This window comes from Tateyamaria sp. GN1-10, assembly GCF_055693845.1.
This window is the reverse complement of record NZ_JBVFUR010000004.1, coordinates 1675607-1701442: the sequence shown is the minus strand read 5'-3', so window position 1 is coordinate 1701442 and position 25836 is coordinate 1675607. Positions and strand designations below refer to the sequence as shown.

The following is a 25836-nucleotide window of genomic DNA, read 5'->3' as shown; positions in this document are numbered from 1 at the left end:
GGGGGCCAGCCCCCAAACCCCCGAAGTTTAACTGGCAAGATGAAGGATCATTCCAGTGTCACGGGCTGCCCATGTGGCGTGCGCAGATAGGCACCCTCCCACTCCGCGCGCATATCCGAAAGCGCAGCCGCTTCGGCGGCCCCTGTTTCGGTCAACAGCGCCTCGAGTGTTTCGAGCCACGCGACGAAGTAATCGTCCCCGCCATTCAACTCTTTCGCCAGGCCGTGCCGCTTTAACGTTGCGCCAAAGCGCGCAGCCCAGTCGGGCCAGGCAAAATGCCCTGCCTCGTTCAAATGCACGGTCAAAGCAAAGAGCTGCGCGTGCCATGGGGCTTCAAAACTCGGCTCGGGCGTCATGTGGCTGACAGGTAGCTTTGCCACAGGTCAAGGATCACCTCGTCCTCAGGATGTTCCGGATGCGCCCAGATGTCACGGGCCTTGACGGCCACCGCGTAGAGCGGTTCGGGCGCTTCGCCCATTCGGTGCGCATTGCTGTCTGGCAAAACATGCGTGCCATGCTGTCGCACGATCGTGCCCTGTGCACCTGTCGCATAGGCAGGCAGCCGGGTGTGCCCGCCGGGCACCTGCATATTCTCCGGCATTGATCGAATGCGCACAGTATCTCCTGCAACAAAGAGAGATGCGATGTTGCTGGGTCGATTTGCGGGACCACCCTTGGCCAGGACCCCGGCAACGGCAGCCGCTGGCAATCGCTTGTCCGCCAAATCGCTTGGCCCCAGCGCAGCCCCTTCCGCCAGCTCTTCGCGGGTCACCGCCCCCGTATCGACCAAAAGATCAGCCAGCGCTGCCATCCATTTTTCGTAGTAGGAAAAGCGCGCATAATCCTTGGGAGACAGACACTCCCGCGCGTGACGCGACACATCAATATTCCACAGCCCCAACGACCCGCAGGCCAGCGTGATGGCCAGCGCGCGCGGATGCCAGTCGGCGTGAAAGATCACGTCCTCCGCTTCGGGCACGACGGGGCCATCCCCGAAGCGACCGCCCATATCGTGCACACGCGTCATGGCAACACCGCCAAACCACACCCAATCATGCTGTCACGGGTCACCAGTTCCATCAGCGCGGCCTGGTCCATCCCTTCCGTCCCATCGGGTTGTTGCGGCAGAACAAGGTACCGCACCTCTGCCGTCGAGATCCCACACACGTAAGGCCTGCCCCTCGGGCAAAGTCACACCGAACTCGGCCAGCACCTTGCGCGGTTCACGCACGGCGCGGGATCGGTAGGCATCCGACTTGTACCAGCCCGGCGGAATGCCGAGCAAAGGCCACGGGTAGCAAGAGCAAAGCGTGCAGACGACCATGTTGTGCACAGCTTCCGTGTTCTCGACCACCACCATGTGCTCACCCTGCCGCCCGTAATAGCCCAGCTCGGCCAGCACCGGATCGGCGTCGTCCAGCAAGGCCGCCTTGAAATCGGGATCAGACCACGCCCGGGCCACCACGTGGGCGCCGTTCTTGGGGCCGATCTTGTTTTCATAGGTGTCGATGATCTCGTCCAGAGCGGCGGGATCAATCAGCCCCTTCTGGGTCAAAATGGTTTCCAGCGCCTTGACCCGCAACGCGGGGTCCGAAGGCAACAATGAATGCGGGTGATCGTGGTCGGAATGGTCATGTGGCATGACCTGATCATGGAACCCCGCGTACACAAATGTCCAGAGGCCGAAACCGCCCTTGCCCCGCTTCGCAAACTTGCATAGATACCGCCCATCGCGCAGCAAAGAGCCTTGAACGCTTCATGGAAAATGTCGTCCTGATCATCCACCTGATCCTTGCCCTCGGCCTGATTGCCGTGGTGCTGATGCAGCGCTCCGAAGGGGTGGGCTTGGCATGGGCGGCGGCGGAGGTGGTGCGGCCACGGGCCGACCAGCAGCGACCGCACTGGGCAAAGTGACCTGGATCCTCGGGATCGGGTTCACCATCACGTCGATCACGTTGACGATCATCGCGGCACAGAACGCATCCGGCACGTCCGTCATTGACCAGTTGGGCATCACACCGCCCGCGCAGAATGCGCCCGCCGACGATCTGGTGCCGCCAGGTGGCGACCTGTTGCCGCCGACCGGTGACGACGACGCGCCGCTGGTCCCCAGCGCCGACTAAACAAAACCTTGCGGGGATGCGAAAAGCTGCAACATCATGTTGCGGCCTCCTTGCCCCGTTGAACCGAATCCTGTTATACTGAGGCCCCGTGGGGAACGCTTTCACGCGTCTGCTCACAGTGGCCTTGAGGCCTGAATGAACCACGGGGGACTGCACCACATGGCACGCTACATTTTCATCACGGGCGGCGTTGTGTCATCGCTGGGCAAAGGGTTGGCATCGGCTGCCCTAGGCGCGCTTTTGCAGGCCCGTGGCTTTTCCGTACGGCTGCGCAAGCTGGACCCCTATTTGAACGTCGATCCCGGCACCATGTCACCCTTTGAGCACGGCGAAGTGTTCGTGACAGATGACGGGGCAGAGACCGACCTCGATCTTGGCCACTACGAACGCTTTACCGGCGTGGCTGCGCGCAAAACTGATTCCGTTTCCTCCGGCCGCATCTATTCCAACGTGCTCGAGAAAGAGCGGCGCGGCGACTACCTCGGCAAAACGATCCAGGTCATCCCCCACGTCACGAACGAGATCAAGGATTTCATCGAGATCGGCGATGACGAGGTCGATTTCATGCTGTGCGAGATTGGCGGCACCGTGGGCGACATCGAAGGTCTGCCATTCTTCGAAGCCATCCGCCAGTTCAGCCAGGACAAGCCCCGCGGCCAGTGCATCTTCATGCACCTGACGCTGCTGCCATGGATCAAGGCGTCCGGCGAATTGAAAACCAAGCCGACCCAGCACAGCGTCAAGGAACTGCGGTCCATCGGCATTGCCCCGGACATTCTGGTCTGCCGGTCAGAGGGGCTAATCCCGGAAAAGGAGCGCGAGAAGCTTGCCCTCTTCTGCAATGTCCGCCCCGACAGCGTGATCGCCGCACAGGACCTTGGCACCATCTACGACGCCCCCCTTGCCTACCACGCCGAAGGGCTGGATCAGGCCGTCCTCGACGCCTTCCAGATCAGCCCGGCGCCCAAGCCGGATCTGGCCAAGTGGGAAGACGTCAGCGACCGCATCCACAACGCGGAAGGCGAAGTGAAGGTCGCCATCGTCGGCAAATACACCCAGCTTGAAGACGCCTATAAATCGATCGCCGAGGCACTGACTCATGGCGGCATGGCGAACCGGGTCAGGGTCAAGGTCGAGTGGGTCGATGCCGAACTGTTCGACAACGAAGACCCCGCCCCCCATCTGGAAGGCTTCAATGCCATCCTCGTCCCCGGCGGATTTGGCGAACGCGGCACCGAAGGCAAGATCAAGGCGGCCGAGTTCGCCCGCACCCGCAAGGTCCCATACCTCGGCATCTGCCTTGGCATGCAAATGGCAGTGATCGAAGCGGCGCGTAACGTGGCTGGCCTGAAAACCGCAGGGTCCGAGGAATTTGACCACGAGGCGGGCAAGAAACGGTTTGAACCTGTTGTCTACCACCTCAAGGAATGGGTGCAGGGCAACCACAAGGTCGAACGCAAGGTGGGCGACGACAAGGGCGGCACCATGCGACTGGGGGCCTACGACGCCACATTGACGGCAGGCAGCCGCGTGGCCGAAGCCTACGGCACCACGACGATCGACGAACGCCACCGCCACCGCTACGAGGTCGACATCAAGTACCGCGAGCAGTTGGAAAAAGCGGGGCTCAGCTTCTCGGGCATGTCGCCGGATGGCCGCCTGCCAGAGATCGTGGAATGGTCAGATCACCCGTGGTTCATCGGCGTGCAGTTCCACCCCGAACTGAAATCCAAACCCTTCGACCCGCACCCGCTGTTCCAGGATTTCGTGCGTGCGGCCAAGGATATGTCACGGCTGGTGTGACCGCCAAACGGCGCGCGTGCTGTAAATCACTCGCGAAATTCTCGCAAAACGAGTAGTATCCTCCGCATTGAACACACTCAATTTCGGAGGGCGCCCATGTCGTTATTTCAAGTGGGGCACGATCGCTACGCCGCGGCGGGACACGGCGACAAATACGCGGCCATTGATCAGCGCGCACTTGCGCGGGTGGTCGGCAGTGTCGCGGTTGGATTGCCCATTATCCTGTGGATCGCGTCTCACCTGCCCTCGGACAATCCATATATCGACACCTGCTTCCGCTATTCGATCAGCCATTTCTACTACGCACCGCTCTGGGGCACTGTGTTTACAGGTGCACTATGCTTCATCGGCGCCTACCTGATAGTCTACCGTGGCGAAGACAGGCTGGGAGCCGAAAACCGACTTGCAACATATGCCGGGATCGGAGCCTTCGGTATCGCCCTCTTTCCAACCAGCGGCTGGGGGTGCGACGCCAACATTTTTGCGGCGCGGCCGAAACTGACTATGCGCCTTGTCGACGGTGCGCCCGCGCTGGACGGCGCCTTTGATCCGATCACCGCGTTTCGGCTTTTTGAATACGCAAGCGTCATCCACTACGCGTCCGCTGCCGTCGTGTTCTTCTTCCTCGCCTGGTTTTGCTTTTTTGTGTTCACAGCCGTGGATGACAACCAACGCGATGCACTCGGAAAGCCGACGCGGGTCAAGGTCATCCGCAACACCTTTTACTATGCTGCGGGCACTGTCATCGTGCTGGCGATCCTTGCCATGGGCAGTGCCGCGTTGATCCCATGGCTGACGGGCGTACCCTGGCCGTGGTGGGATGCCGGCAACTGGACCTTCTGGTGCGAGGCCGCCGCGTTGATTGCTTTCGGTGTCTCCTGGCTTGTCAAAGGCCGGTTCATCACCTGGATCGAGGACGAAACCTGAGCTCGTCCGCGCCGCAATCAGGACCCACTGTCGCGGATTGGCTGAAAAGAACGCCTGGCACATCACGACCCCGTGACCCCGGTTTATCCGACGTGATACTCTCTTACGTCATAGGCAACCGCCACCCGAGGAGACATGCCCATGACCACCTCATTCCACCGACGCACCGTTCTGGCCACCGGTACAGCCGCCCTGCTGACATCCGGTCTGACCGTCCCCGCCCGCGCCGCGGGCCTTGCCCCGACCCCGACCATGCGCGGCGGCGCCAATAACTACCGCCCCGGCGCGCCCATCGTTGACCGTATCGGCGGCGGCGGGTTTCTGATGACCGGCACCGTCCTCAACGCAGGTGACGGCGCGCCTATCCCCAACGCCCGTATCCAGATGTGGGCGCACACAACCGAAGGGCATGAACGGGACGAACGCAGCCACGGGGCCACGCTCACAGATGCACAGGGCCGGTTCCAGATGGACATGCCGCAAATCGTTCCGGCCTTTGGCCAACCGCACGGGCATCTCGCCTATGATGCCGAATTCGACGACAACGGCTTCCAAACCGTGTTCCTGCGCCCGATCATGTCCAGCGCCTCTGATACTACGCTCGACGTGCAGTTCGTCCTGCTACAGGGCTGACAGCCCCCATGCGCGGCATCATTCCGTGGACCGCGCTGGCTGCCGCAATTGCTGCACCATTGGTAGCCGCAGGGTTCAGCCCGCTCTTGCAATGGCGGGACGGTATCTACATCGCATCGGGCTTTGCGGGCATCTTCGGCATGACGCTCCTGCTGGTGCAACCGCTTCTCGCCGCTGGTGATCTGCCCAACCTGCCCCAGACCCGCGCGCGCCGCCTGCACCGCCTGACCGGTGTGCTTCTGTTGGGGGCTGTTGTTGGTCACGTCATAGGTCTCTGGATCACAAGCCCACCGGATGTGATCGACGCGCTGACCTTCACCTCGCCCACGCCGTTTTCGGTCTGGGGGTCATCGCCATGTGGGCCGTGTTCGCCGCCGCCCTCATGGCCGCCCTTCGCAAACGCATCACCGTCCGCCCGATGACATGGCGACGGGCGCATGTGGCGCTGGCCCTGACAATTGCCATCGGCACGGTGATCCATGTCCTGCTGATCGAAGGTACGATGGAGACCGTCACCAAGTACGGCCTGAGCGCCTTGGTCCTATTGGCCGCCCTCCGGATCGCCCCGCGTCTACGCCCCCGACGACGTTAACGAAGTGGCAGGATTTGGCAGCGCACGGCCCGTTAACCCGGCAAAAGCAGCGCAACCGGTGTACGGGGGTGCACAGAGGGTGCACGCGGGGTGACAGACCGATTCCCCTTGTTTTGCAGGCATTAACGCGCATATCCGCGTTGATGCACGGATCAGGCCGTTAACCGTTGCGCGTACGGTGCTCTGCGGGCCATAAGCCCCCATGCTCAGCTACCAGCACATATACCACGCCGGAAACCTTGCGGATGTTCACAAGCACAGCCTTCTGGCCTGGATGCTGGACTACCTCACCCGTAAGGACAAACCGGTCAGCTACATCGAAACCCATGGCGGTCGGGCACTCTATGACCTGTCGTCCGACGAAGCGCTCAAGACCGGCGAAGCGGCACAGGGTATTGCGCGGGTGCAAGACTGGTTTCCAAGTGATCATCCCTACATGAGATGCCTTCAGCAAACCCATGAAATACATGGTGAAAGTGCTTATCCTGGCTCTCCCATGATCGCGGCACAAACGCTTCGGGACAATGACGTGCTGACGGTGGCAGAACTGCACCCCGCAGAACACAACGCTCTGGAACTGGCGCTACCAACGGCCAAGATCCACCGCGCCGACGGCTTTGCCATGGCCCATTCAATCCTGCCTCCGACGCCGCGGCGCGGCCTGATGCTGATCGACCCCAGCTTTGAGGTGAAAGAAGATTACGCAACGATCCCTGGGCACATCAAAAAATACACACGTGCGTGGAATGTGGGCATTATCGTCTTGTGGTATCCGATCCTGACATCAGGTGCGCATAGCAACATGCTGAAGACGCTTGGAAAAGACCACCCAGGCGCACTGCGACACGAAGTGAGGTTTCCCCCCGCACGCCCCGGCCACGGCATGGTTGGGTCTGGCCTTTTTGTGATCAATCCGCCCTTCGGTCTTGCCGCACAGGCCGCAAATCTGAAAACTCGCTTTGACCAATTGAAGTGACACGCCATGTTCGAACGCCTTTTCCCCAAAAGACCCAAGGAAACCAAACCTTTGCCCGAACCCACGCCGCAACTCGCCCTTGGCGCGCTGCTGGTGCGGGTCGCGATGGCCGACCGCGAATACCAGGCACCGGAAGTGGCCGCGATAGACAAGATCCTGTCAGCGACCTTCGACCTGAAACCACTGGAGGCCGCAAAGTTGCGCGCCACCTGCGAGGCGCTGGAGCGGCACGCACCCGGCACGCCCGAATTCGCGGATATCCTAAGGGAAACAGTGCCTTATGCCGACCGACTTGGCCTTGCCATGGCCATGTGGCAAGTGTTGCTCGCCGACGGTGAACATGCCGGGATCGAAGAGGACGTGCTGCACCAGATCGAGGCCGCACTTGGCATCACGCCCGACGACAGCGCCGACATTCGCACCCGTGCGCTTGGCGAATAGGCCCAACCGCCATATATCCGCACCCATGTTCCAAGACCTCCTCAAACGGCTGATCCAGCCCGAGCCCGCCCCGATTGCCGACGCAGATGCGCGGCTGGCCCTAACCGCATTGCTGGTGCGCGTGGCCCGCTCCGACTACGATTACTCCGGCGACGAACGTGTATTGATCGATCAGATTACACAGGATCGATACGGGCTTTCACATAAGGAGGCCAATGCCTTACGAGCTGAAGCCGAGGCAATGGAAGCCGACGCCCCAGACACCGTCCGCTTCACCCGTGCGATAAAAGACGCCGTCGCCTACGAAGACCGTCTGGCCGTTGTCGAAGCGCTCTGGAAAGTGGTGCTTGCAGACGGACAGCGCGCGCAGGAAGAGGATGCGCTCTTGCGCCTTGTCACCAACCTGCTGGGCATCACCGATCAGGACAGCGCCAAGGCGCGCCAAAGGGTTACCGGGTGATTGCATCGCTCGGCATGTACGACATGCCACATCTGCGCGACGCCCATGACAGATACTGGGCGGGGATACGCACCGCCCTTGGCTATGGACCGGATCAGCTGAACCGCGGTGGAGCTCCTTGGACTGAATGGCAATCACCGGACCTGCTCCTTGCACAGACATGCGGGCTGCCATTCAGGGCACGACTCCATGAAAAGGTGACCCTCGTCGGAACACCGGACTATGACCTGCCCAACTGCCCATCGGGCCACTATTTCAGCTACCTGATCCGACGCCACGATGATCCGCGCGCCCTTACAGAATTATCTCGGCGAGGCGTGATGGCGTTCAATGATCCATTGTCGCAATCAGGCTGGGCTGCGCCATTGGCACACCTTGAAGAACGTAAGCTTCGGCCAAGAAAGACTCTGCAAACACAAGCGCATATCGAAAGCATCCGAACGGTTCTGAACGGACAGGCGGATTTTGCCGCCATCGATGCGCTGACTTTCCTTCTTTGGGCTGCCGAGCACAGTGACGCCGCCGCATATCTGGACGCCTTCGATCGCACGATGCCCACCCCGGCACTGCCCTATATCACGGCGCTGGAACGCGATCCGAAACCAATATTCGATTCCATCGCAACCGCTGTTTCAAACTTGACGCACGAAGATCGCTGCGCCCTGCGCCTAAAGGGCATCGTCAATCTCCCGCCATCCGCGTATCTCGCCTTCCCGATTCCGCCCGCACCTTGATCAAAGCGGGTTCTCCCTACGTCAATTTGCGCAAATGGCAGGCAAAACGTCCCTTTTGCCCGTGGACAAGGCACATGTTTTCCTCCCTTATACCGGCTGATCGAAACAAGCGCAGCCAACCCACGTGTCAGACACTTCCGTTATTGAAATCCGAAACCTGCACAAGGCGTACGGTCCGCTGGAAGTGTTGAAAGGCGTGGATATTCAGGCAAAACGGGGGGATGTCGTATCCCTCATCGGGTCATCCGGGTCAGGAAAATCCACGCTTCTGCGCTGCTGCAACCTGCTTGAAGACAGTCAGCAAGGCGATGTGGTGTTCAAGGGTGAGCAGGTGACGTGGAAAGGCAGCGACCATGGCCGCCGTCCGGCAGATCCCAAGCAAGTGCTGCGTATCCGTACGAACCTGTCCATGGTGTTTCAGCAGTTCAATCTGTGGGCCCACATGACCATCCTGCAGAACGTGATGGAAGCGCCCGTGACCGTCCTGCGCCGCGATCCGGCCGAGGTGGAGCAGGCGGCACGAAAATACCTCGACAAAGTGGGCATCGGCGACAAATGCGACGCTTATCCCGCCCAGCTATCGGGGGGCCAACAACAACGCGCCGCAATTGCCCGCGCGCTGTGCATGGAACCCGAAGCGCTGCTGTTTGACGAACCGACAAGTGCCCTGGACCCAGAACTGGAACAGGAAGTTGTCAGGGTGATCAAGGACTTGGCCGCCGAAGGGCGGACCATGCTGATCGTCACCCATGACATGAAACTGGCCCATGATGTCAGCGACCACGTCGTGTTTCTGCACAAGGGCCTGATCGAAGAACAAGGACCGCCAGATGAGTTGTTTGGCGCGCCCAAATCAGAACGACTGCGTGGGTTTCTATCTGCAACCCACGCCGCGTAACCAATAATCAACGGGAGAAACTCACATGAAATCCATCCTTCTTTCGACCGTCGCAGTTGCGATGACAGCCACCTTTGCCATGGCCGACGGCCACAGCGTCGTGCGCATGGGCACCGAGGGCGCCTACCCTCCCTACAACTTCATCAATGATGCTGGCGAAGTTGACGGGTTCGAACGCGAAGTTGGCGACGAACTGTGCGCGCGCGCCGAACTGACCTGTGAATGGGTCACCAACGAATGGGACAGCATCATCCCCAACCTCGTGTCCGGTAACTACGACACGATCATCGCGGGCATGAGCATCACCGACGAACGGGATGAGGTCATCGACTTTACCCAGAACTATCTGCCGCCAGAAGCCTCCCGCTACGTGGGCCTGTCCGAAGACGCAGACATCAACGGCATGGTTGCCAGCCAGGTCAACACGATCCAGGCCGGCTACGTGGCAGACAGCGACGCGACACTTCTGGAATTCGCAACCGCAGAAGAGTTGATCGCCGCCGTCAAGAGCGGTGAAGCGGACGCCGTTTTCTTCCAGGGCTCCTTCCTTGAGCCCATCGTGGCCGAAGATCCGGAAATCGTTTGGGTCGGTGAGCCCGTACCCCTCGGCGGCGGCGTCGGCATGGGCGTGCGCGAGACCGACGGTGAGATGAAAGCCAAGTTCGACGCGGCCATCACTTCGATGAAAGAAGATGGCACACTGAACACAATGATCACAAAGTGGTTCGGCGACGAAGCAGAACTCTTCTAAGCCAGCACAGGACGTGAAGGGGAAGGTCGCAGCCCTCCCCTTCACTCGCTTCACGACGCTGCGCGCCCTGAAATATTGAGGCCTCTCATCTTCAGCTTCTGCACAGACCCGAGCACCCTGCCGGATTGGCAGTGGATGGCCTGTTACCTGACCACGACGAAACACATTTCGCTCTATTGGTCGGTCCTGACCGTTCTGTTGCTGCTGGCGATTACGGCGCCTGCCGCCTTGGCCTTCGGATTTGCTGGTGCCTCTGCCGCACGGTCGCGTACTGCGCCGGTGTCCTGGATCGGCAGGGGGTATATCGCAGTTGTGCGCGGCGTGCCTGACGTCGCATTCTTCCTATTCTTCGTGATCGCCCTGGACCAGGGGATCGAATACCTCCGCCACAAGACGCTGTGCCCCGATTGGTCAGAGCCGATCCGCCAGGGCAACGACTTTGTCGTGTGCCAGGCAGCCAAGATGCCGCTGGGCAACGCGCCGCAATGGGTGCACGAAACCTATGGCTTCGCCATTGCCGTCCTGACCTTTGCCATCGTGTTTGGCGCCTTTTCGGCCAACGTTTTGTACGGCGCGATGCAGGCCGTGCCACGCGGTCAGCTCGAAACCGCTGAAAGCTACGGCATGACGCCGCGCCAGACCTTCTGGCGGGTCCTGGTGCCGCAGATGTGGGTCTATGCACTGCCCGGCCTGTCGAACTTGTGGATGGTGCTGATGAAGGCCACGCCGCTGCTGTTCCTGCTTGGGGTCGAGGACCTCGTCTATTGGGCGCGCGAGCTGGGCGGCATCAAGACCCCCCGTTTCACAGATTACCCCCATGGCGACTGGCGCATGTGGTACTTCCTCGCCCTTCTGATTTTCTACCTGCTTTTCACCCGTGTGTCCGAGATCGTGCTGGCGCGACTGATGACCCGGCTGAGCCACGGACAGGCCACGACCGCTGGCGATGCGCAGCGCAAGAGGACGCAAGCGTGAAGGGCTATACGTCTACAGAAGCTCAATCGAGCAAGGGCGGTATCACATGACCTGCCTTGAAACGATTCAGGCCTATGCGCTGCGGTCCATCGGTATCGGGGAGCGCCGCCTGCCCCGAGATGACTTTACCTTGTGCGAACAGGTCACGCTGATCGGTTCGGGCATGATCTGGAACATCTATTTCGGCGTGCTGGCGATGCTGGCCGGTTTTGTGCTGGCCACGGTACTGGCCCTGGGCAAGGCATCAACCACGCCGAGCCTGCGCAAGCCGTCGGAGTGGTTCATCTTCGTCTTCCGCGGCTCGCCGCTGTTCATTCAGTTCTTCTTTGCTTACTTCGTTTTCCTCAGCCTCAAGAACGTGCACCCGTTCTTTGGCCCATTCGCGGCAGCGTGGCTCGGGGCGCTGATCGTTCTGTTCTTCAACACGGCTGCCTACTCTGCCGAAATCTTTTTCGGGGCCCTGCAGTCCATCCCCAAAGGCGAGGTCGAGGCCGCCGATGCCTACGGCCTGACGGGATGGTCCCGCTTCCGCCGGGTCGTATGGCCCACGATGCTGCGGTTGGCGTGGCCCGCTTATACGAATGAGGCGATCTTCCTGTTTCACGCCACCACACTCGTGTTTTTCTCGGCCTTTCCGGTACGAGGACAGCAAGGCGATGCGCTGTACTACGCAAGCTATTTCGCAGACAAAACCTTCAACCCCTTCATTCCGTACCCGATCTTGGCGGCGTATTTCATCTTGCTGACACTGGTGATCATTGGCTTTTTCGGGGTCGTCAATCGTCGCCTGAATCGGCACCTGCCCGCCAACACGCGCCAGAAGATAAAGCTGCGCATGAACCTGATCCGGTGAAGATAGAATGCCTCCGGCGGTCGTATTTTTAGTCAGAAGAAGAACGTGATGCACGATTGGCTGGTTGATAACCCTGAAATACGTGCGATCCGTGTCGCAGCCGCCGATCTGAACGGTGTGGCGCGCGGCAAGCGGATGCCGGTGCGCTTTGCCAACAAGGTCACGGAAAGCGGAACGCGCTTTCCCATGTCTGTCCTCAATCTCGATATCTGGGGTGAGGACATCGAGGACAGCCCCCTTGTGATGGAGACCGGTGACCGGGACGGCGTATTGCGCCCGACCGAGCGTGGCTTTGTCCCGATGCCTTGGCTGAATACACCAACGGGTCTCCTGCCGATCTGGATGTTCCATGAAGATGGGCGGCCCTTCATGGGCGATCCCCGTCACGCGCTGGCGGCAGTCCAGAACCGGTTCGCTGCAAAAGGACTGACACCAGTTGTTGCCGTCGAGCTTGAGTTTTTTCTGATCGATGACACAGGCAGTCGCCTCCGCGTGCCCCCGTCGCCGCGATCCGGCAAGCGCCGCGTGGCCGGAGAGATCCTGTCCATGCGCACGCTCGACGCCTTCGACGACTTCTTTACCGAGCTCTATGACGCCTGCGAGACGATGGACATCCCCGCCGACACCGCCATTTCCGAAAGCGGGCTGGGTCAATTCGAAATCAACCTGATGCATCAGGCCGACGCGCTGAAGGCTGCTGATGACGCTTGGCTGTTCAAGATGCTGGTCAAGGGTCTGGCGCGCAAACACGGCTTCGCCGCGTCCTTCATGGCAAAACCGTATCCTGACTACGCAGGCAACGGGCTCCACATGCACTTCTCGGTACTGGATAAGAATGGCCAGAACATCTTTGACGACGGGACCGAGGCGGGCACAGATGCCTTGCGACACGCCGTGCAGGGATGTCTTGCCGCAATGCCCGGGTCAATGCTGATCTTTGCGCCCCATGCCAATTCCTATGCGCGGCTGGTGCCGGACGCCCACGCACCAACTGGCATCGCATGGGCCTATGAAAACCGCACGGCGGCCATCCGCATCCCGTCCGGCCCCGCGGCCGCCCGCCGCATCGAACACCGGGTGGCCGGAGGCGACGTGAACCCGTATCTCTCCGTCGCTGCCGTACTCGGCGCCGCCCTGAACGGGATCGAGGACGCAAAGGACCCGCCCGCCCCAATCACCGGCAACGCCTACGCGCAGGATCTGGAGCAGGTTCCCAGCACATGGGAAGACGCCATGGCGGCCTTTGCCGACAGCCCGCATATCGCACGCATCTTCGACGCTGAGCTGATCCGCAACATGGACATGACCAAGCGGCAGGAAGCGCGCTACATGGCCGAACTCACGCCAGACGAGCAGACGGAAATCTACCTCGACTCTGTCTGAACCGCGCACTATCTTCGGCCCGTAACCCTCAGGTGATCCATGAAAATCGGCATTCTGCAAACCGGTCACGCGCCCGACGAAGTGTTGGGAACGCTTGGTGACTATGACACCATGTTCGCCCGCCTGCTGGACGGGCACGGCTTTGAGTTCGAAACCTTCAACGTGGTGGACATGGACTTCCCGGACGGGCCGGATGTGTGCGACGGATGGTTGATCACCGGGTCGAAACATGGCGCTTATGAAGATCACCCGTTCATCCCCCCGCTCGAGGACCTGATCCGCGGCATCCACGCGGCAAGCCGCCCGATGGTTGGCATCTGTTTCGGCCACCAGATCATCGCACAGGCCATGGGCGGCAAGGTCGTGAAATTCGACGGTGGCTGGTCGGTGGGACGGCGGGAATACAACTACAAGGGCGAAACCCTTGCCGTGAACGCATGGCATCAGGACCAGGTCGTCGAAGTGCCGGAAGGGGCCGAGGTTATCGCTTCGAACGATTTCTGCGAGAACGCGGCGCTGGTCTATGGCGACCGCATCTGGACCATACAGCCCCACCCCGAATTTGGCGCCAACATGGTGGATGCACTCGCCACCCATCGCGGACCCGGAGTGGTGCCCGACCCGCTGCTCGACAATGCGCGGGCGCAGCTGGACGCCCCCATACAAAGCCAAAAGGTGGCCGATGAAATGGCGGCCTTTCTCAAGCAGGGGGCTCTAACACATGTCTGACGACTGGACATCCAAGCTGCCCGAAGCGGCGCGTGTCTACCTCGAAGGTAAACGGCTGGACGAAGTGGAGTGCATCATCGCCGACTTGCCCGGCATCGCACGGGGCAAAGCGGTGCCTGCCTCGAAATTCGTACGACAGGATTACTTCCACCTGCCCGACAGTATCTTCTACCAGACCATTACCGGCGATTGGGGTGAGGCCGCAGGCGAAGACGGGTTCATCGAAAAAGACATGATCCTCAAGCCCGACATGTCGACTGCAACAGCGGCGCCATGGACAGGTGACTGGACCCTTCAGGTGATCCATGACGCCTATGATCGCAAGGATCAGCCCGTGCCCTTCAGTCCGCGCAACGTGCTGAAACGGGTTGTGCAGCTCTACAACGACAAGGGGTGGAAACCGGTTGTGGCGCCAGAAATGGAATTCTTCCTGATCGCGCGCAACCTGGACCCCGCGCAGGAAATCAAACCCATGACAGGCCGCTCCGGCCGCCCGGCGGCGGCGCGACAGGCCTATTCCATGACGGCCGTGGACGAATTTGGCCCTGTGATCGACGACATCTATGACTTTGCCGAGGCGCAAGGGTTCGAAATTGACGGCATCACGCAGGAAGGCGGCGCAGGCCAGCTTGAGATCAACCTGCGTCACGGCGATCCGGTCAAGCTGGCGGACGAGGTGTTCTATTTCAAACGCCTGATCCGCGAGGCGGCACTGCGTCACGATTGCTTTGCCACCTTCATGGCCAAACCCATCGCGAACGAACCCGGAAGTGCGATGCATATCCACCATTCGATCATCGACATGGAAACAGGCCAGAACCTTTTCGTGGGTCCGCAAGACGGCGACACCGACGCGTTCTTCCACTTCATAGCGGGCCTGCAGAACCATTTGCCTGCAGCGCTTGCAGTCATGGCGCCGTTCGTCAACAGCTACCGCCGCTACGTGAAAGATCACGCTGCTCCTATCAACCTCGCTTGGGGCCGTGACAACCGCACAACAGGCATCCGTATTCCCCTGTCCGAGCCACAGGCGCGGCGCGTTGAAAACCGGATCGCAGGCATGGACTGCAACCCGTATCTTGGCATCGCCGCATCACTGGCCTGCGGCTATCTGGGTCTTATTCAGGAACAGCGCCCCTCGGCCCAATTCCGGGGCGACGCCTATGAAGGCGACGGAGACATCCCGCGCGTGCTGGGGTCGGCACTGGACCTGTTTGACCAAGCCACTGACCTGCACGCGGTGCTGGGCGAAGAGTTCGCGCGTGTCTATTCGATCGTCAAACGCGCCGAATATGACGAGTTCCTGCAAGTGATTTCCCCATGGGAGCGCGAGCATTTGCTACTGAACGTCTAAGTGGCAACCCGGCCCTTCGGGGAGGATTTTTCGGAAACAGGGAAGATGGACCTTCTGACCGCCAACGATCAACCGGGGGCTTATCCCGATAGCTGGTATGCCGCGACAGCCGATAGTCCGGCGCCCCGGGCGCCGTTACAGGGGTATCTACAGGCAGATGTGTGCATTGTCGGTGCTGGATATACAGGGCTGTCCGCTGCACTGCATCTGGCACAGGCCGGACGGCGCGTTGTTGTGTTGGAGGCGCATCGCGCAGGCTTTGGCGCCTCCGGCCGCAATGGCGGGCAATTGGGCACCGGCCAAAGGGTTGAGCAGCCATACCTTGAGAAGATCGTCGGATCCGAGACTGCACGGCGTCTTTGGGACATGGGGCTGGAGGCGACCGACCTTGTCCGGCACCTGATAGACACGCACCGGATCGATTGCTTCTACCGCCCCGGCATCGCCTGGACTGCGGAAGACGAAAGCGATGTGGCGGACCTGCACGCCTATGCAGATCACATGGACCGGCACTATAACCACCGCGTCGACGTACTGGACCGGGATGCCTTCCACGCCATCTGCCCCTCACCTGCCTATCGCGGCGGTGTCATTGATCACAAATCCGGCCACCTGCACCCGCTGCGCTTTGCCCTCGGGCTGGCGACCGCCGCGGAAAGGGCCGGGGCAACGATCCATGAAGGCAGCACTGTCACCGGCATCAAAAACGGTGCACGGATCACGCTCACGACCGACAATGGCTCTGTCACGGCAGATCACGTCATCCTCGCCTGCAACGGCTACTTGGGTGGGTTGAACGCCCCCGTCGCTGCCCGCGTCATGCCCATCAACAATTTCGTCGCCGCCACCGCGCCGCTGGACGACCCTGCCAGCGTACTGACACAAGACATCGCCTTATCGGATAGCCGCTTTGTGGTGAACTACTTCCGGCTGAGCCATGACAACCGCCTGCTGTTTGGTGGGGGTGAAAGCTATGGCTACCGCTTTCCCCGCGACATCGCGGCGAAGGTGCGCAAACCGATGACCCAAATCTTTCCGCATCTCGCTGATGTGCAGATCGACTATGCTTGGGGCGGAACGCTTGCGATCACGATGAAGCGTTTGCCTTACGTGGCCCGGCTGGCGCCCAACATGCTCAGCGCTTCGGGCTATTCCGGGCATGGCGTGGGTACAGCGACCCACGCAGGCATGCTGATGGCACAAGCGATCCAAGGGCACACAGATGGCTTCGACACTATGGCTGCCATCCCCACAACGCCTTTCCCGGGAGGGGCCAAACTGCGCAGCCCGCTCCTCGTCCTCGCCATGACCTGGTACGCTCTGCGCGACCGCCTCGGCCTGTAACGGCAAGCTTAATTCAGCTCAAACGTCACAAAACCGTTTCCTTTTGCGTCTATCGGATTTACAAAAACGAAAACCGATCATAAGGATTCTGAATATGTCTCTCCCCGACATGCACAGTGCCGAACCCATCCCCGCCGCCGCAAGACAAGAGATCGACCGCCTGCTGAGCTCCGGCGACCTCTTCCGCTACACAGCATCCGAAGGTGCACCCGTCTCGCTTCTCGAAGCCGAATTTGCAGAACTGATGGGCAGCAAGTTTGCCCTCGCCGTCTCGTCCTGCTCTGCCGCGCTTTTCCTGTCGCTCAAGGCGCTCAATCTGCCACGCGACGCGCGCGTCCTGATCCCCGGCTTCACCTTTGCCGCCGTGCCATCATCGGTCTTGCACGCCGATTGCCTGCCGATCCTGTGTGAAGTGGACGAAAATTACCGCGTCAACATCGATGACTTCGTTGAGAAGCTGCCAAGCGTACAGGCCGTTATCATCAGCCACATGCGCGGCCACACGTCCGACATGGACGCGATCATGACCCTGTGCACCGCCGCCGGCATCCCGGTGATCGAGGATGCGGCCCACTCGCTCGGCACCCTCTGGAACGGGCGCAAGATCGGCACGATCGGCACAATCGGCTGCTTCTCATTCCAGTCCTACAAGATGATCAATGCAGGCGAAGGCGGGATCATGATCACCGACGACGCCGATCTGGTCGCGCGCGCCATCATCATGTCGGGCGCATACGAACATAACTGGAAGAAACACCCGGTCCTGCAGGACGCCTTTGCCAAGCACCAGAACAAATGGCCGCTCTATAACCTGCGCATGTCGAACCTGAGTGCCGCCGTCATTCGGCCGCAGCTGCCCCACCTCGCCCACAGGGTCGAGGACGGGCGGCGCAACCATGACCATGTCGCCGCCTTGCTGGATCAAAGCCCGCATATACACGTCCCTGCCCCGCTGCATGGCGAGGTGCGCGCCCCGGATTCTGATCCAGTTCAACCTGATCGACATGAGCGATGCGCAGGTCGATAGTTTTGTTGCCGCAGCGGCGCAGACCGGGGTAAAAGTACAGGTGTTTGGCGCCAGCACGGACAACGCCCGCGCCTTCTGGAACTGGCAATTCATCCCCAACTTGCCAGAATTGCCAAAAACCCGTGCCATGCTGATGCGTGCCTGTGATGTGCGCCTGCCCGTGCATCTGCCCAAGGACACGCTCGACGCTGTGGCAGAGGCTTTGCTGTCCGCCGTGGCAACCGCAACAGAACAGCAAGCGGCCTAAGACCTTTCTCCGGCCCCAATGCGTTTCGGAACACGCATTGGGAAATGGGCGATGCGTGCCGGACTTGCAACAGACACATGGTGCAGTAGCGTGAGGGCATGACAGATCTCTCGCAGGGCGCCGCCTGGATGGCTGGCCACATCATCCCTATCTCAGACGCGGCTATTCCCGTCACCGACTGGGGGCTCACCCATTCCGACATCGCCTATGATGTGGTGCCGGTCTGGCGCGGCGCGTTCTTCCGCCTGAACGACTATGTCGACCGTTTCATCGCATCGCTGACGGCAGGCCGGTATCACATCAGCATGGACCACGCGGCGATTTGCGACGCACTCCACCAGATGGTCGCCGCTAGCGGCCTGCAAGACGCCTATGTCGCCATGGTCGCTGCACGCGGATGCAACCCAGTGCCCGGCAGCCGTGATCCACGCGACTGCACAAACCATTTCTATGCCTGGTGCGTGCCCTATGTGCACATCGTCAAGCCAGAGGCGGCAGAGCAAGGCACATCAGTCTGGATCGCCAAATCCGTCCGCCGCATTCCGGCAGACAGCGTGAACCCACGCGTCAAGAACTACCACTGGGGTGACTTCACCTCGGGCCTGTTCGAGGCCAAGGAACAAGGATTTGAAACGACGCTCCTGCTTGACCACGATGGAAACGTGACCGAAGGACCCGGCTTCAATGTCTTTGCCGTCTTCGGGGATCGCGTGGTGACCTCAGACCACGGCGTACTGCACGGCATCACCCGGCGCACAGTGCTGGAGATGTGCGTTGAAGCCGGACTGCAAACCGAAACCCGCCCCCTACCGCTTGAAGAGTTTCTGGAGGCGGACGAGGTGTTCCTGTCCTCCTCGGGTGGGGGTGTCATTCCTGTTGCACGGGTGGATGACCGGGTGTTTTCAAACGGCACGGCAGGCGCGATCGCATCAGACCTGCGCACCCGCTACTTTGACTGGATCACGCGCCCGCAGCACAGGATCGCTGTGGATTACATCGGTTGATGCAAAAGCATCATTGGATCAACGGTCAGTACCCGCCGTGCAGACCAAGCAGGCAATGAGGGGTATCGCTCCAGCCCATCTCCTCGCGTGGCGCAATATGTGTCTTGGAGAACTACCGATCCGCCGCATCATCGAAAACGGCCATCATGGCACCTCTCAGGCGCGCAACATCGTCGTCAACTGATGCGGACAGATCGCATTCGAATGACGGCAGTACCTCGATGCGGATCGTTCCGCTTCTGGGCAGGTGTTTGCCGCGCGGCAACAGGCGGTCGGAGGCATGAATGACGATGGGCCGTATTGTCCTGCCGGTGGCGCGGGCGACAAGTACCGCACCTGCCTTGAACGCGCCAAGACTTTCGGACCCGGTGCGCGTGCCCTCGGGGAAAAGCACGACAGAGCGGCGGGCGGGCATGGCGTGGACGGCAGCGGTGAGTGTCTCAAGCGCAACCGTACCGCTACTGCGGTCAATCTCCACCAGTCCCGCGCCCTTGAACCCATGGCGCAAGAGGGCCGCGTCGCATAACTCCTTCTTGGCGGCGAAGGTGATCCATTTGGCGTCGGGCATCACGTCCATCAGAGCGAAACCATCCAGGTGGCTGCGGTGGTTGATCACGATGATGCTGCCAGTGTCGGCGGCCAGCGCGGCCCTGTCGGCCTCTGTCATCTCTGTCCGGATGCTCAGCAGCCACAGAAGCCGCGAACAGGCACGTTTGACCAGTGGCCAGTACCAGCCGCGAAAACCCTGCCTTTTACCACAAAGCAGGGGCACAAAGGCGATATAGAGGAAGTAGAAGGGGCCCAGCAGAAACAACACGGCGCGCTTTATGACGCGCAGGCCAGCAGGGTCGGTGGCCGCTGGTGCGGCCCGTCCGTTCGGAGGTTGAAGTGACATGGCTCCCCGTCGCATGTGCTGTCTGCCGGGGATGTTCACGAGGGTTCTTCGTGGCGCTTTTGCCGCCTGCCCTCTGGGCGCGTGGCCCGACAAGCACCCTGCGCCCCGCCTCTATGCGGCAATGGGCGCGGCGCATCAACAGAAAGTCGGATACCGGTGATTGGCCTCAATGGCGGGGTTGGGCTCTTTGCGGACCTTAGCCCATCTAATGTCTATGGTCGGCAGAGCGGACTAGGCTGCCTTTTGGTAGTCTTCGACCAATGGCAGCTCGCAGTTGTTGAGCTCATCCTGCAAAGTCGGCTTTGTTGGCGTGGTGCAACAACTGTATACATGTCATAATTGCGGTCCAGTTCCGGTATACAATGCCTGCATGAAAGAACCAATCACGATCCAACCATCTCGGTTTCGCGTTGCTAGCCATGAAATCATTTTCTGTTGCATCGCCCTCGTTTGGCCTCTGATTTATGTGGTCGACATCCACTGGGCAGGTCACATTAATCCCTTTTCCAAGCTGATGTTTGCCGTTTTTGGCGTGGCTGGCTTAGGATGGGCGATTTTTAGCTCCCGCAGGATCTAGCGGATTTTCCAGTCTAAACGTGCATGGCGGGCAACCATCGGCAACGGCAGACTGCGGTGGGAATCGGGTATACCCTCCATGGGACTTCCGCTAGATATCGCATTGGCCGATATCGCGACCGCCATACAGGTCAAGACGTTCAAAACAGTCATCGACAGCGACGGTGAATACACAGAATTCGATGAATTCTACGAACTGCGTTTGACCGATGGGCGCGGGTTGTCATTTGATCGTGAAACCGTTGGAATTTATCCTGATCGTGTGTTCAAGGCATTGGAAAAACACGGTGTGACCTATGAACGCTGGCTGCAAAACACCACCAAACACAGTACCAATCATGCGCGCGTACGGGTCGATTAGCACTCCAAGCACGGAAACCAAGGTTTGATGGTTCAGTCATCGACGAACGCAAAGGCTGACATTCGTTACATCCGCAGCAATTGTCGAATGGGCTCAAACCGGACATCCGACACCAACGAAATACCCTGCATTCCTATCTCTAAAACCAACGTCATCAGGCGTTGAGACAACCGCTCCTGCGCCAACGAACTCCCCTCAGAGTCCAGAACGTCGCTCTCAGGCCAGTCGGTTCGCATGCGGGTCGACGCAGACCGCCATGACACGGTTCACTCTCCCCAAGACCCAGAGAGAGGCAAGCCATGTCACAGATCCGCACCCGATCCGGTGGTCGCGCCAGCCGGCGCGCCCTTCGCTCAGCACCCAATGTCACCATGCTCCCGGGGCTCAGGAATACCCTCCCCTGGTGCGAGATCATGGATGGGTCAAAGGTGGAACGGATCGATGCCGCTTCCATGGATATCCTCGAAAACGTAGGCGTCGTGTTCCGTGATGACATCGCGCTGGCCGACTGGAAAGCTGCCGGGGCCAAAGTGGTGGGCGAAACCGTCTATCTTGACCGTGGCCTTGTCCGCGACCTGATCTCGACGATCCCGTCGGACTTCACCTATCACGCCCGCGACCCTCAAAAGAACGTGCGTCTTGGCGGGCGGCACAGCATCTTTGTGCCCATGACCGGCGCACCGTTCCTGCGCGATCTTGAGGACGTGCGGCGCAACCCCACGCTCGACGATCTGGCGATGTTTCACAAGCTCAGCCACATGATGCCCAGCCTGCATTCATCCGCTCACCATATCGTCGAACCCTACGATCATCCGATCAGTCACCGCCACCTGCGCATCACTTATTCGTCCATGAAACATTCGGACAAGACGTTCATGGGCATGACCACCAGCCCCAAGAACGCCGAGGACGTGATGGACATGTGTGCGATCCTTTTTGGCGAGGATTTCATGGAGGATCACCCGGTCACGACGGGCAATTGCAACGGCAACTCCCCCTTGTGTGGGACGAAACCATGCTGGGGGCCATGCGCGCATTTTCCAAGCGCAATCAACCGGTTCTCTGCTCGCCCTTCGTGCTGGGCGGGGCCAACACCCCGGCCTCGGTAGCCGCATCCGTCGCACAGTTGAATGCCGAGGCACTCTCGGCCCTCGCCTACACCCAGGTGATCCGGCGCGGTGCGCCTGCGATCTATGGCCACTACCTGTCCACCGTGTCGATGAAGTCCGGCGCGCCGATGGCGGGTACGCCTGAAATCTCCATGATGAACTTCATGATCGGCCAGATGGCCCGGTTCTATGACGTGCCCTGGCGCACCTCGAACACGCTGGGCGGGGCCAAGACCTTTGATGCGCAGGCGGGGTATGAAAGCGCCACGACCCTGTCCGCCGTGATGCATGCGGGGGCCAACTACATCTGGCATTCCGCGGGCTGGAACGAGGCGGGTATGCACTGTTCCGTCGCGAAATTCATCGTGGACGCCGAACAATGCGCCATGGCCTATCGCATGGCCGAAGGGCTGAAATGGCACGACTTCGAGGTCGCTCTGGCCGCCGTGCCGGATGTGGGACCGGGCGGGCACTATCTGGGCCACCCCCATACGCAAGAGAACTTTCAGACAGCCTTTTTCATGCCAGACCTCTTCGACAACAACTCGATCGAGCAGTGGCAGGCCGAAGGATCAAAAGAGATCACGGAACGTGCCCTGGCACACGCCGTCAACCTTTTGGCAACCTATGAGGAGCCAAAATTGGATGAAGCCGTGGATGAAGCGCTGCACGACTACATCGCAAGACGGGAGCGGGAGATACCGGCCGCAGATGCGTTGAACCAGGACTACTGATATATGAAGGAATTGTGAGTAAAATGCTGATTTGTCTCTTTTTGAATATTTTGACGGTAAAGTCTGTGCGTGAGAGCCCCGCAAAGTTGACTTTCAACTACTCACCACCAGCCCGCCACTCCTTCCACCGCAAATAAGCGTTCGCACCAAGCGTCGCAAAAGGCTGCGGCGGCAGGCGTTTCGGCTCCGCTTCTGCCTCGAAATGATCCGCAATCTCAGACGGCTGACCACAGCACCGATCTGCCGCCGCGATGCCCGTCAACGTGCCCCGCGCCGTGCCCAATCCGTTCTGCACACAAGCACTGAACAACCCCTGCTCGATCTCACGTGCATGGGCTACACCGTTCAGAGACAGGCACAAATGCCCACCCCACACCTGGGCCTGACGCACACCCGTCAAATGCGGAAACCGCGCGGCAAAGGCGCGGGCATGCGCGCGTGCCGCCCGCCCCATGTCGCGGTCCGTCGGGTGCATTCCAGGCCGCACCGCCGCACAATTGCGGGTGACAATCCGGTGGCCACCCTGCCCCGTATCGATCCGGCGCACCGTTGTGCCCATGGGATCGGACGGCGTCACCCCCCAACGGGGCGCACCGCCCACCACCTGCGGATCCAAATCCTCGGTCATGGAGGCAAACAGGAACAACTGCACCAACCGCCCCCGCGCCACGCCAAAGCTCTCCAAATGCCCGTTCACGGCAAGGATCACACGCTCAGCCCTGACTGACCCCTTCGGCGCCCGCAGCACCCAATCCCGCCCCGCACGTTCAAAACGCAGAACCGGGCTGCGGTCATACACCTCCGCCCCGCGGGCCAGACCGGCTGCCAACCCACGCACATAGCCCGCAGGCTGCAACATGACGGTGCCCGGCGTGTACAGACCCGACCGATAATGCGCGGAGCCGGTCAACTCCTTCATTGCCGCGGCATCCAACCACTCATGGGGCTCTCCCAACCCCTCAAGGTGCTTGGCGTAACTGCGGTTATGCGCATCGCCCGCTTCTGTCGCTGCACCATTCACCTTGCCCGCAGGATCGAAATAGTCCGGCGAAATGTCGTAATCGGCCACCGCGTCGCGGGCAAATGCAATAGCCTCGCGGTTCAGCCGCGTCAGCGTGCGATCATCGCCCGCACCCGCATAGTCTTCGGACGCAAGATCATGCGGCAAATCAATCATGAAACCGGAATTGCGCCCCGCCGCGCCATCCGCCACACGCCACGCGTCCAGCACAGCAACCCGCGCCTGCGGCCAGTGCTGCAACACGCGACGCGCCGCAGACAGACCGGCGAAACCAGCGCCCACAACGGCCACATCTGCTGTCACCTGCGTCTCAAGCCGGGGAAAGGATGGCCCCGGCCCCAATATCTCCGCCCAACCTGCCGGGCCACGATGCCGCGGCAAACGCCGCGCGGCATATCTCATTCCACGGCCTCATCTGAATCATCGGACAGGTCCACCCAGATGGTCTTGATCTGGGTGTATTGATCATGGGCCTGCACCCCGTTGTCGCGCCCACCAAAGCCCGACATCTTCATGCCCCCGAACGGTGTCGCAATGTCACCCTCTCCATAAGCATTGACCGTCACGGTCCCCGCCCGCAACATCCGTGCCCCGCGCAGGGCGCGCTTGGCGTTGGAGGTGAACAGGGACGCACACAAACCATAGGGCGTGTCATTGGCAACCGCCATAGCCTCGTCAAACGACGCCACAGGGATCACCGCCAACACCGGGCCGAAAATCTCGTCTCGCGCCAGCGGATTATCCGAAGTAGCTGAGACAACGGTTGGAGAGACATAGGGTTTATCCACAGAACCACCCACAAGGATATCCCCGGCTTTTTCCACATATCCACAGACTTTATCAAAATGCGAACCACTCACCAGCGCCCCTTGCCGCGTCTCAGGGTCCAGCGGATCACCCACGGGCAAATGGCGCATATGGGCTTCGATCCGCGCCAGCAGGTCCTCCCGCACATCCTCATGCACGATCAGACGCGAGATGGCGGAACAGTTCTCACCCATATTCCAGAACGCACCGTTGACGATATGCTGCGCCACACGGTCAAGGTTCTCGGCATCGTTCATGACGACACAGGGGTTCTTGCCGCCCATTTCCAACACAACCTCTTTTGCATTGGACTCCGCGGCATAGGTCAAGAACTTCATGCCCGTCTCAGTCGACCCGGTAAAGCTGACCATGTCGATGTCCATATGGCGGCCGATGGGTTCCCCCACATCCGGCCCGTGTCCCGGCACAACGTTCAACACACCGCGCGGCACCCCCGCCTCCATGGCCAACTCCGCGAGCTGCAAAGCAGTCAGCGAGGTCTCTTCTGCCGGTTTCAACACCACCGAACAGCCAGAGGCGAGCGCAGGCCCGATCTTCCACGCCATCATCAGCAGCGGGAAGTTCCACGGCAAAACCAACCCAACAACGCCCACGGGCTCGCGCAACACCATCGCAATATGGTCATCCGACGCGGGCGCAACGGAATCGTAAATCTTGTCGATGGCTTCCGCATGCCACTTGATGCAGTGAATGGCCTCGGGCACGTCCACCGTCTCGCAGTCGTAAATGGTCTTGCCGCTGTCCACGCTTTCCAGCACCGCCAGTTCGCGGGCATTGCGTGTCATCAGCTTGCACAGGCGGATCAACACGTCCTTGCGATCACTCGGGTGCAACCGCGACCAGCGCCCGTCCTCAAACGCCTCGCGCGCCTTGGTCACCGCCACGTCAACATCCTCGGCCCCGCAGGCCGCTACCTGTGCAATCACGTCCCCGGTTGCCGGGTTCACGCTGTCAAAAGTCTTGCCGGATATCGCAGGCCGGAACCCACCATCAATAAAGGCGCTTGTGGCCGGTGTCAGATCGGCGGCGATGGCCTTGTATTCCTCGGTCGTCAGCAT

The 25836-nt window shown here is 60.6% G+C and carries 24 protein-coding genes and 4 pseudogenes; 22 read left to right on the top strand and 6 right to left on the bottom strand.

The genetic code is table 11. The features are described 5' to 3' along the window. Window positions 1–47 precede the first annotated feature (47 nt). From ACZ1HN_RS10155 to nthA, 3 genes and pseudogenes are all read right to left on the bottom strand, one after another. The gene (locus tag ACZ1HN_RS10155) at window positions 48–356 is read right to left on the bottom strand and encodes a nitrile hydratase accessory protein (RefSeq protein ID WP_472727404.1); all 309 of its coding nucleotides are present in this window, start codon (window positions 354–356) and stop codon (window positions 48–50) included. Next, window positions 353–1027, bottom strand: a complete 675-nt coding sequence (nthB, locus tag ACZ1HN_RS10150; RefSeq protein ID WP_472727403.1) for a nitrile hydratase subunit beta — start codon at window positions 1025–1027, stop codon at window positions 353–355. Before nthB ends, ACZ1HN_RS10155 begins: the two co-directional genes overlap by 4 nt. Further along, window positions 1024–1642 (bottom strand): annotated as a pseudogene (gene nthA / locus ACZ1HN_RS10145) (nitrile hydratase subunit alpha). The gene nthB and the pseudogene nthA overlap by 4 nt, the downstream one beginning before the upstream one ends. 116 nt (window positions 1643–1758) lie before the next feature. On the opposite strand from nthA, the pseudogene secG reads away from it, so the two are divergent. The 20 genes and pseudogenes from secG to ACZ1HN_RS10045 all read left to right on the top strand — a co-directional run bounded on the left by secG (window position 1759) and on the right by ACZ1HN_RS10045 (window position 19254). Then, window positions 1759–2123: pseudogene (gene secG / locus ACZ1HN_RS10140) on the top strand (preprotein translocase subunit SecG). Between the two features lie 159 nt (window positions 2124–2282). Further along, complete coding sequence (locus ACZ1HN_RS10135; protein ID WP_472727402.1) at window positions 2283–3926, top strand: CTP synthase; 1644 nt, start codon at window positions 2283–2285, stop codon at window positions 3924–3926. A gap of 96 nt (window positions 3927–4022) precedes the next feature. After that, entirely contained in the window at window positions 4023–4853 is an 831-nt protein-coding gene (locus ACZ1HN_RS10130) for a hypothetical protein (RefSeq protein ID WP_472727401.1), read from the top strand. A gap of 141 nt (window positions 4854–4994) precedes the next feature. Then, entirely contained in the window at window positions 4995–5486 is a 492-nt protein-coding gene (locus ACZ1HN_RS10125) for a peptidase associated/transthyretin-like domain-containing protein (RefSeq protein ID WP_472727400.1), read from the top strand. Between the two features lie 8 nt (window positions 5487–5494). After that, a complete protein-coding gene (locus ACZ1HN_RS10120) occupies window positions 5495–5908 on the top strand; it encodes a hypothetical protein (RefSeq protein ID WP_472727399.1) in 414 nt (137 codons plus the stop codon). Then, window positions 5905–6078: a hypothetical protein gene (locus ACZ1HN_RS10115; RefSeq protein WP_472727398.1), complete on the top strand. Its 174-nt coding sequence runs from the start codon at window positions 5905–5907 to the stop codon at window positions 6076–6078. Before ACZ1HN_RS10120 ends, ACZ1HN_RS10115 begins: the two co-directional genes overlap by 4 nt. A gap of 202 nt (window positions 6079–6280) precedes the next feature. Continuing rightward, entirely contained in the window at window positions 6281–7054 is a 774-nt protein-coding gene (locus ACZ1HN_RS10110) for a 23S rRNA (adenine(2030)-N(6))-methyltransferase RlmJ (protein WP_472727397.1), read from the top strand. A 6-nt stretch (window positions 7055–7060) separates the two neighbouring features. After that, the gene (locus ACZ1HN_RS10105; protein ID WP_299210727.1) at window positions 7061–7495 is read left to right on the top strand and encodes a tellurite resistance TerB family protein; all 435 of its coding nucleotides are present in this window, start codon (window positions 7061–7063) and stop codon (window positions 7493–7495) included. 25 nt (window positions 7496–7520) lie between these two features. Next, window positions 7521–7955 carry a tellurite resistance TerB family protein gene (locus ACZ1HN_RS10100; RefSeq protein ID WP_299210728.1) on the top strand — a complete coding sequence of 145 codons (435 nt, stop codon included), beginning with the start codon at window positions 7521–7523 and terminating at the stop codon, window positions 7953–7955. Further along, a complete protein-coding gene (locus ACZ1HN_RS10095; RefSeq protein WP_472727396.1) occupies window positions 7952–8689 on the top strand; it encodes a phosphate/phosphite/phosphonate ABC transporter substrate-binding protein in 738 nt (245 codons plus the stop codon). Before ACZ1HN_RS10100 ends, ACZ1HN_RS10095 begins: the two co-directional genes overlap by 4 nt. Before the next feature lie 124 nt (window positions 8690–8813). Further along, the gene (locus tag ACZ1HN_RS10090) at window positions 8814–9587 is read left to right on the top strand and encodes an ABC transporter ATP-binding protein (RefSeq protein WP_299705238.1); all 774 of its coding nucleotides are present in this window, start codon (window positions 8814–8816) and stop codon (window positions 9585–9587) included. Window positions 9588–9612: 25 nt separating this feature from the next. After that, complete coding sequence (locus ACZ1HN_RS10085) at window positions 9613–10338, top strand: transporter substrate-binding domain-containing protein (RefSeq protein ID WP_299604109.1); 726 nt, start codon at window positions 9613–9615, stop codon at window positions 10336–10338. Between the two features lie 87 nt (window positions 10339–10425). Continuing rightward, window positions 10426–11313: an ABC transporter permease gene (locus ACZ1HN_RS10080; RefSeq protein WP_299210780.1), complete on the top strand. Its 888-nt coding sequence runs from the start codon at window positions 10426–10428 to the stop codon at window positions 11311–11313. A 46-nt stretch (window positions 11314–11359) separates the two neighbouring features. Next, window positions 11360–12166 (top strand): ABC transporter permease, encoded by an 807-nt coding sequence (locus tag ACZ1HN_RS10075; RefSeq protein WP_472727395.1) that lies wholly within the window; start codon window positions 11360–11362, stop codon window positions 12164–12166. A 48-nt stretch (window positions 12167–12214) separates the two neighbouring features. Beyond that, the gene (locus ACZ1HN_RS10070; protein ID WP_472727394.1) at window positions 12215–13549 is read left to right on the top strand and encodes a glutamine synthetase family protein; all 1335 of its coding nucleotides are present in this window, start codon (window positions 12215–12217) and stop codon (window positions 13547–13549) included. A 39-nt stretch (window positions 13550–13588) separates the two neighbouring features. Next, window positions 13589–14278: a type 1 glutamine amidotransferase gene (locus ACZ1HN_RS10065; protein WP_472727393.1), complete on the top strand. Its 690-nt coding sequence runs from the start codon at window positions 13589–13591 to the stop codon at window positions 14276–14278. Then, window positions 14271–15632 (top strand): glutamine synthetase family protein, encoded by a 1362-nt coding sequence (locus tag ACZ1HN_RS10060; RefSeq protein ID WP_472727392.1) that lies wholly within the window; start codon window positions 14271–14273, stop codon window positions 15630–15632. The genes ACZ1HN_RS10065 and ACZ1HN_RS10060 overlap by 8 nt, the downstream gene beginning before the upstream one ends. Window positions 15633–15677: 45 nt before the next feature. Further along, entirely contained in the window at window positions 15678–16976 is a 1299-nt protein-coding gene (locus ACZ1HN_RS10055) for an NAD(P)/FAD-dependent oxidoreductase (RefSeq protein ID WP_472727391.1), read from the top strand. Window positions 16977–17070: 94 nt separating this feature from the next. Continuing rightward, window positions 17071–18250, top strand: a pseudogene (locus ACZ1HN_RS10050) (DegT/DnrJ/EryC1/StrS family aminotransferase). Between the two features lie 98 nt (window positions 18251–18348). Beyond that, complete coding sequence (locus tag ACZ1HN_RS10045; RefSeq protein ID WP_472727390.1) at window positions 18349–19254, top strand: aminotransferase class IV; 906 nt, start codon at window positions 18349–18351, stop codon at window positions 19252–19254. Window positions 19255–19366: 112 nt separating this feature from the next. On the opposite strand, the gene ACZ1HN_RS10040 is transcribed toward ACZ1HN_RS10045, so the two are convergent. Next, on the bottom strand, window positions 19367–20149 hold the full coding sequence (locus tag ACZ1HN_RS10040; RefSeq protein WP_472727389.1) for a lysophospholipid acyltransferase family protein: 783 nt from the start codon (window positions 20147–20149) through the stop codon (window positions 19367–19369). A 655-nt stretch (window positions 20150–20804) separates the two neighbouring features. On the opposite strand from ACZ1HN_RS10040, the gene ACZ1HN_RS10035 reads away from it, so the two are divergent. Both ACZ1HN_RS10035 and ACZ1HN_RS10030 read left to right on the top strand, forming a co-directional pair. Continuing rightward, window positions 20805–21086, top strand: a complete 282-nt coding sequence (locus tag ACZ1HN_RS10035; protein ID WP_472727388.1) for a hypothetical protein — start codon at window positions 20805–20807, stop codon at window positions 21084–21086. A gap of 299 nt (window positions 21087–21385) precedes the next feature. Further along, window positions 21386–22929: pseudogene (locus ACZ1HN_RS10030) on the top strand (trimethylamine methyltransferase family protein). A 97-nt stretch (window positions 22930–23026) separates the two neighbouring features. Here the strand turns inward: ACZ1HN_RS10030 and ACZ1HN_RS10025 are convergent. Beyond that, window positions 23027–24352 carry an NAD(P)/FAD-dependent oxidoreductase gene (locus ACZ1HN_RS10025; RefSeq protein ID WP_472727387.1) on the bottom strand — a complete coding sequence of 442 codons (1326 nt, stop codon included), beginning with the start codon at window positions 24350–24352 and terminating at the stop codon, window positions 23027–23029. After that, a complete protein-coding gene (locus ACZ1HN_RS10020) occupies window positions 24349–25836 on the bottom strand; it encodes an aldehyde dehydrogenase (RefSeq protein ID WP_472727386.1) in 1488 nt (495 codons plus the stop codon). The genes ACZ1HN_RS10025 and ACZ1HN_RS10020 overlap by 4 nt, the downstream gene beginning before the upstream one ends.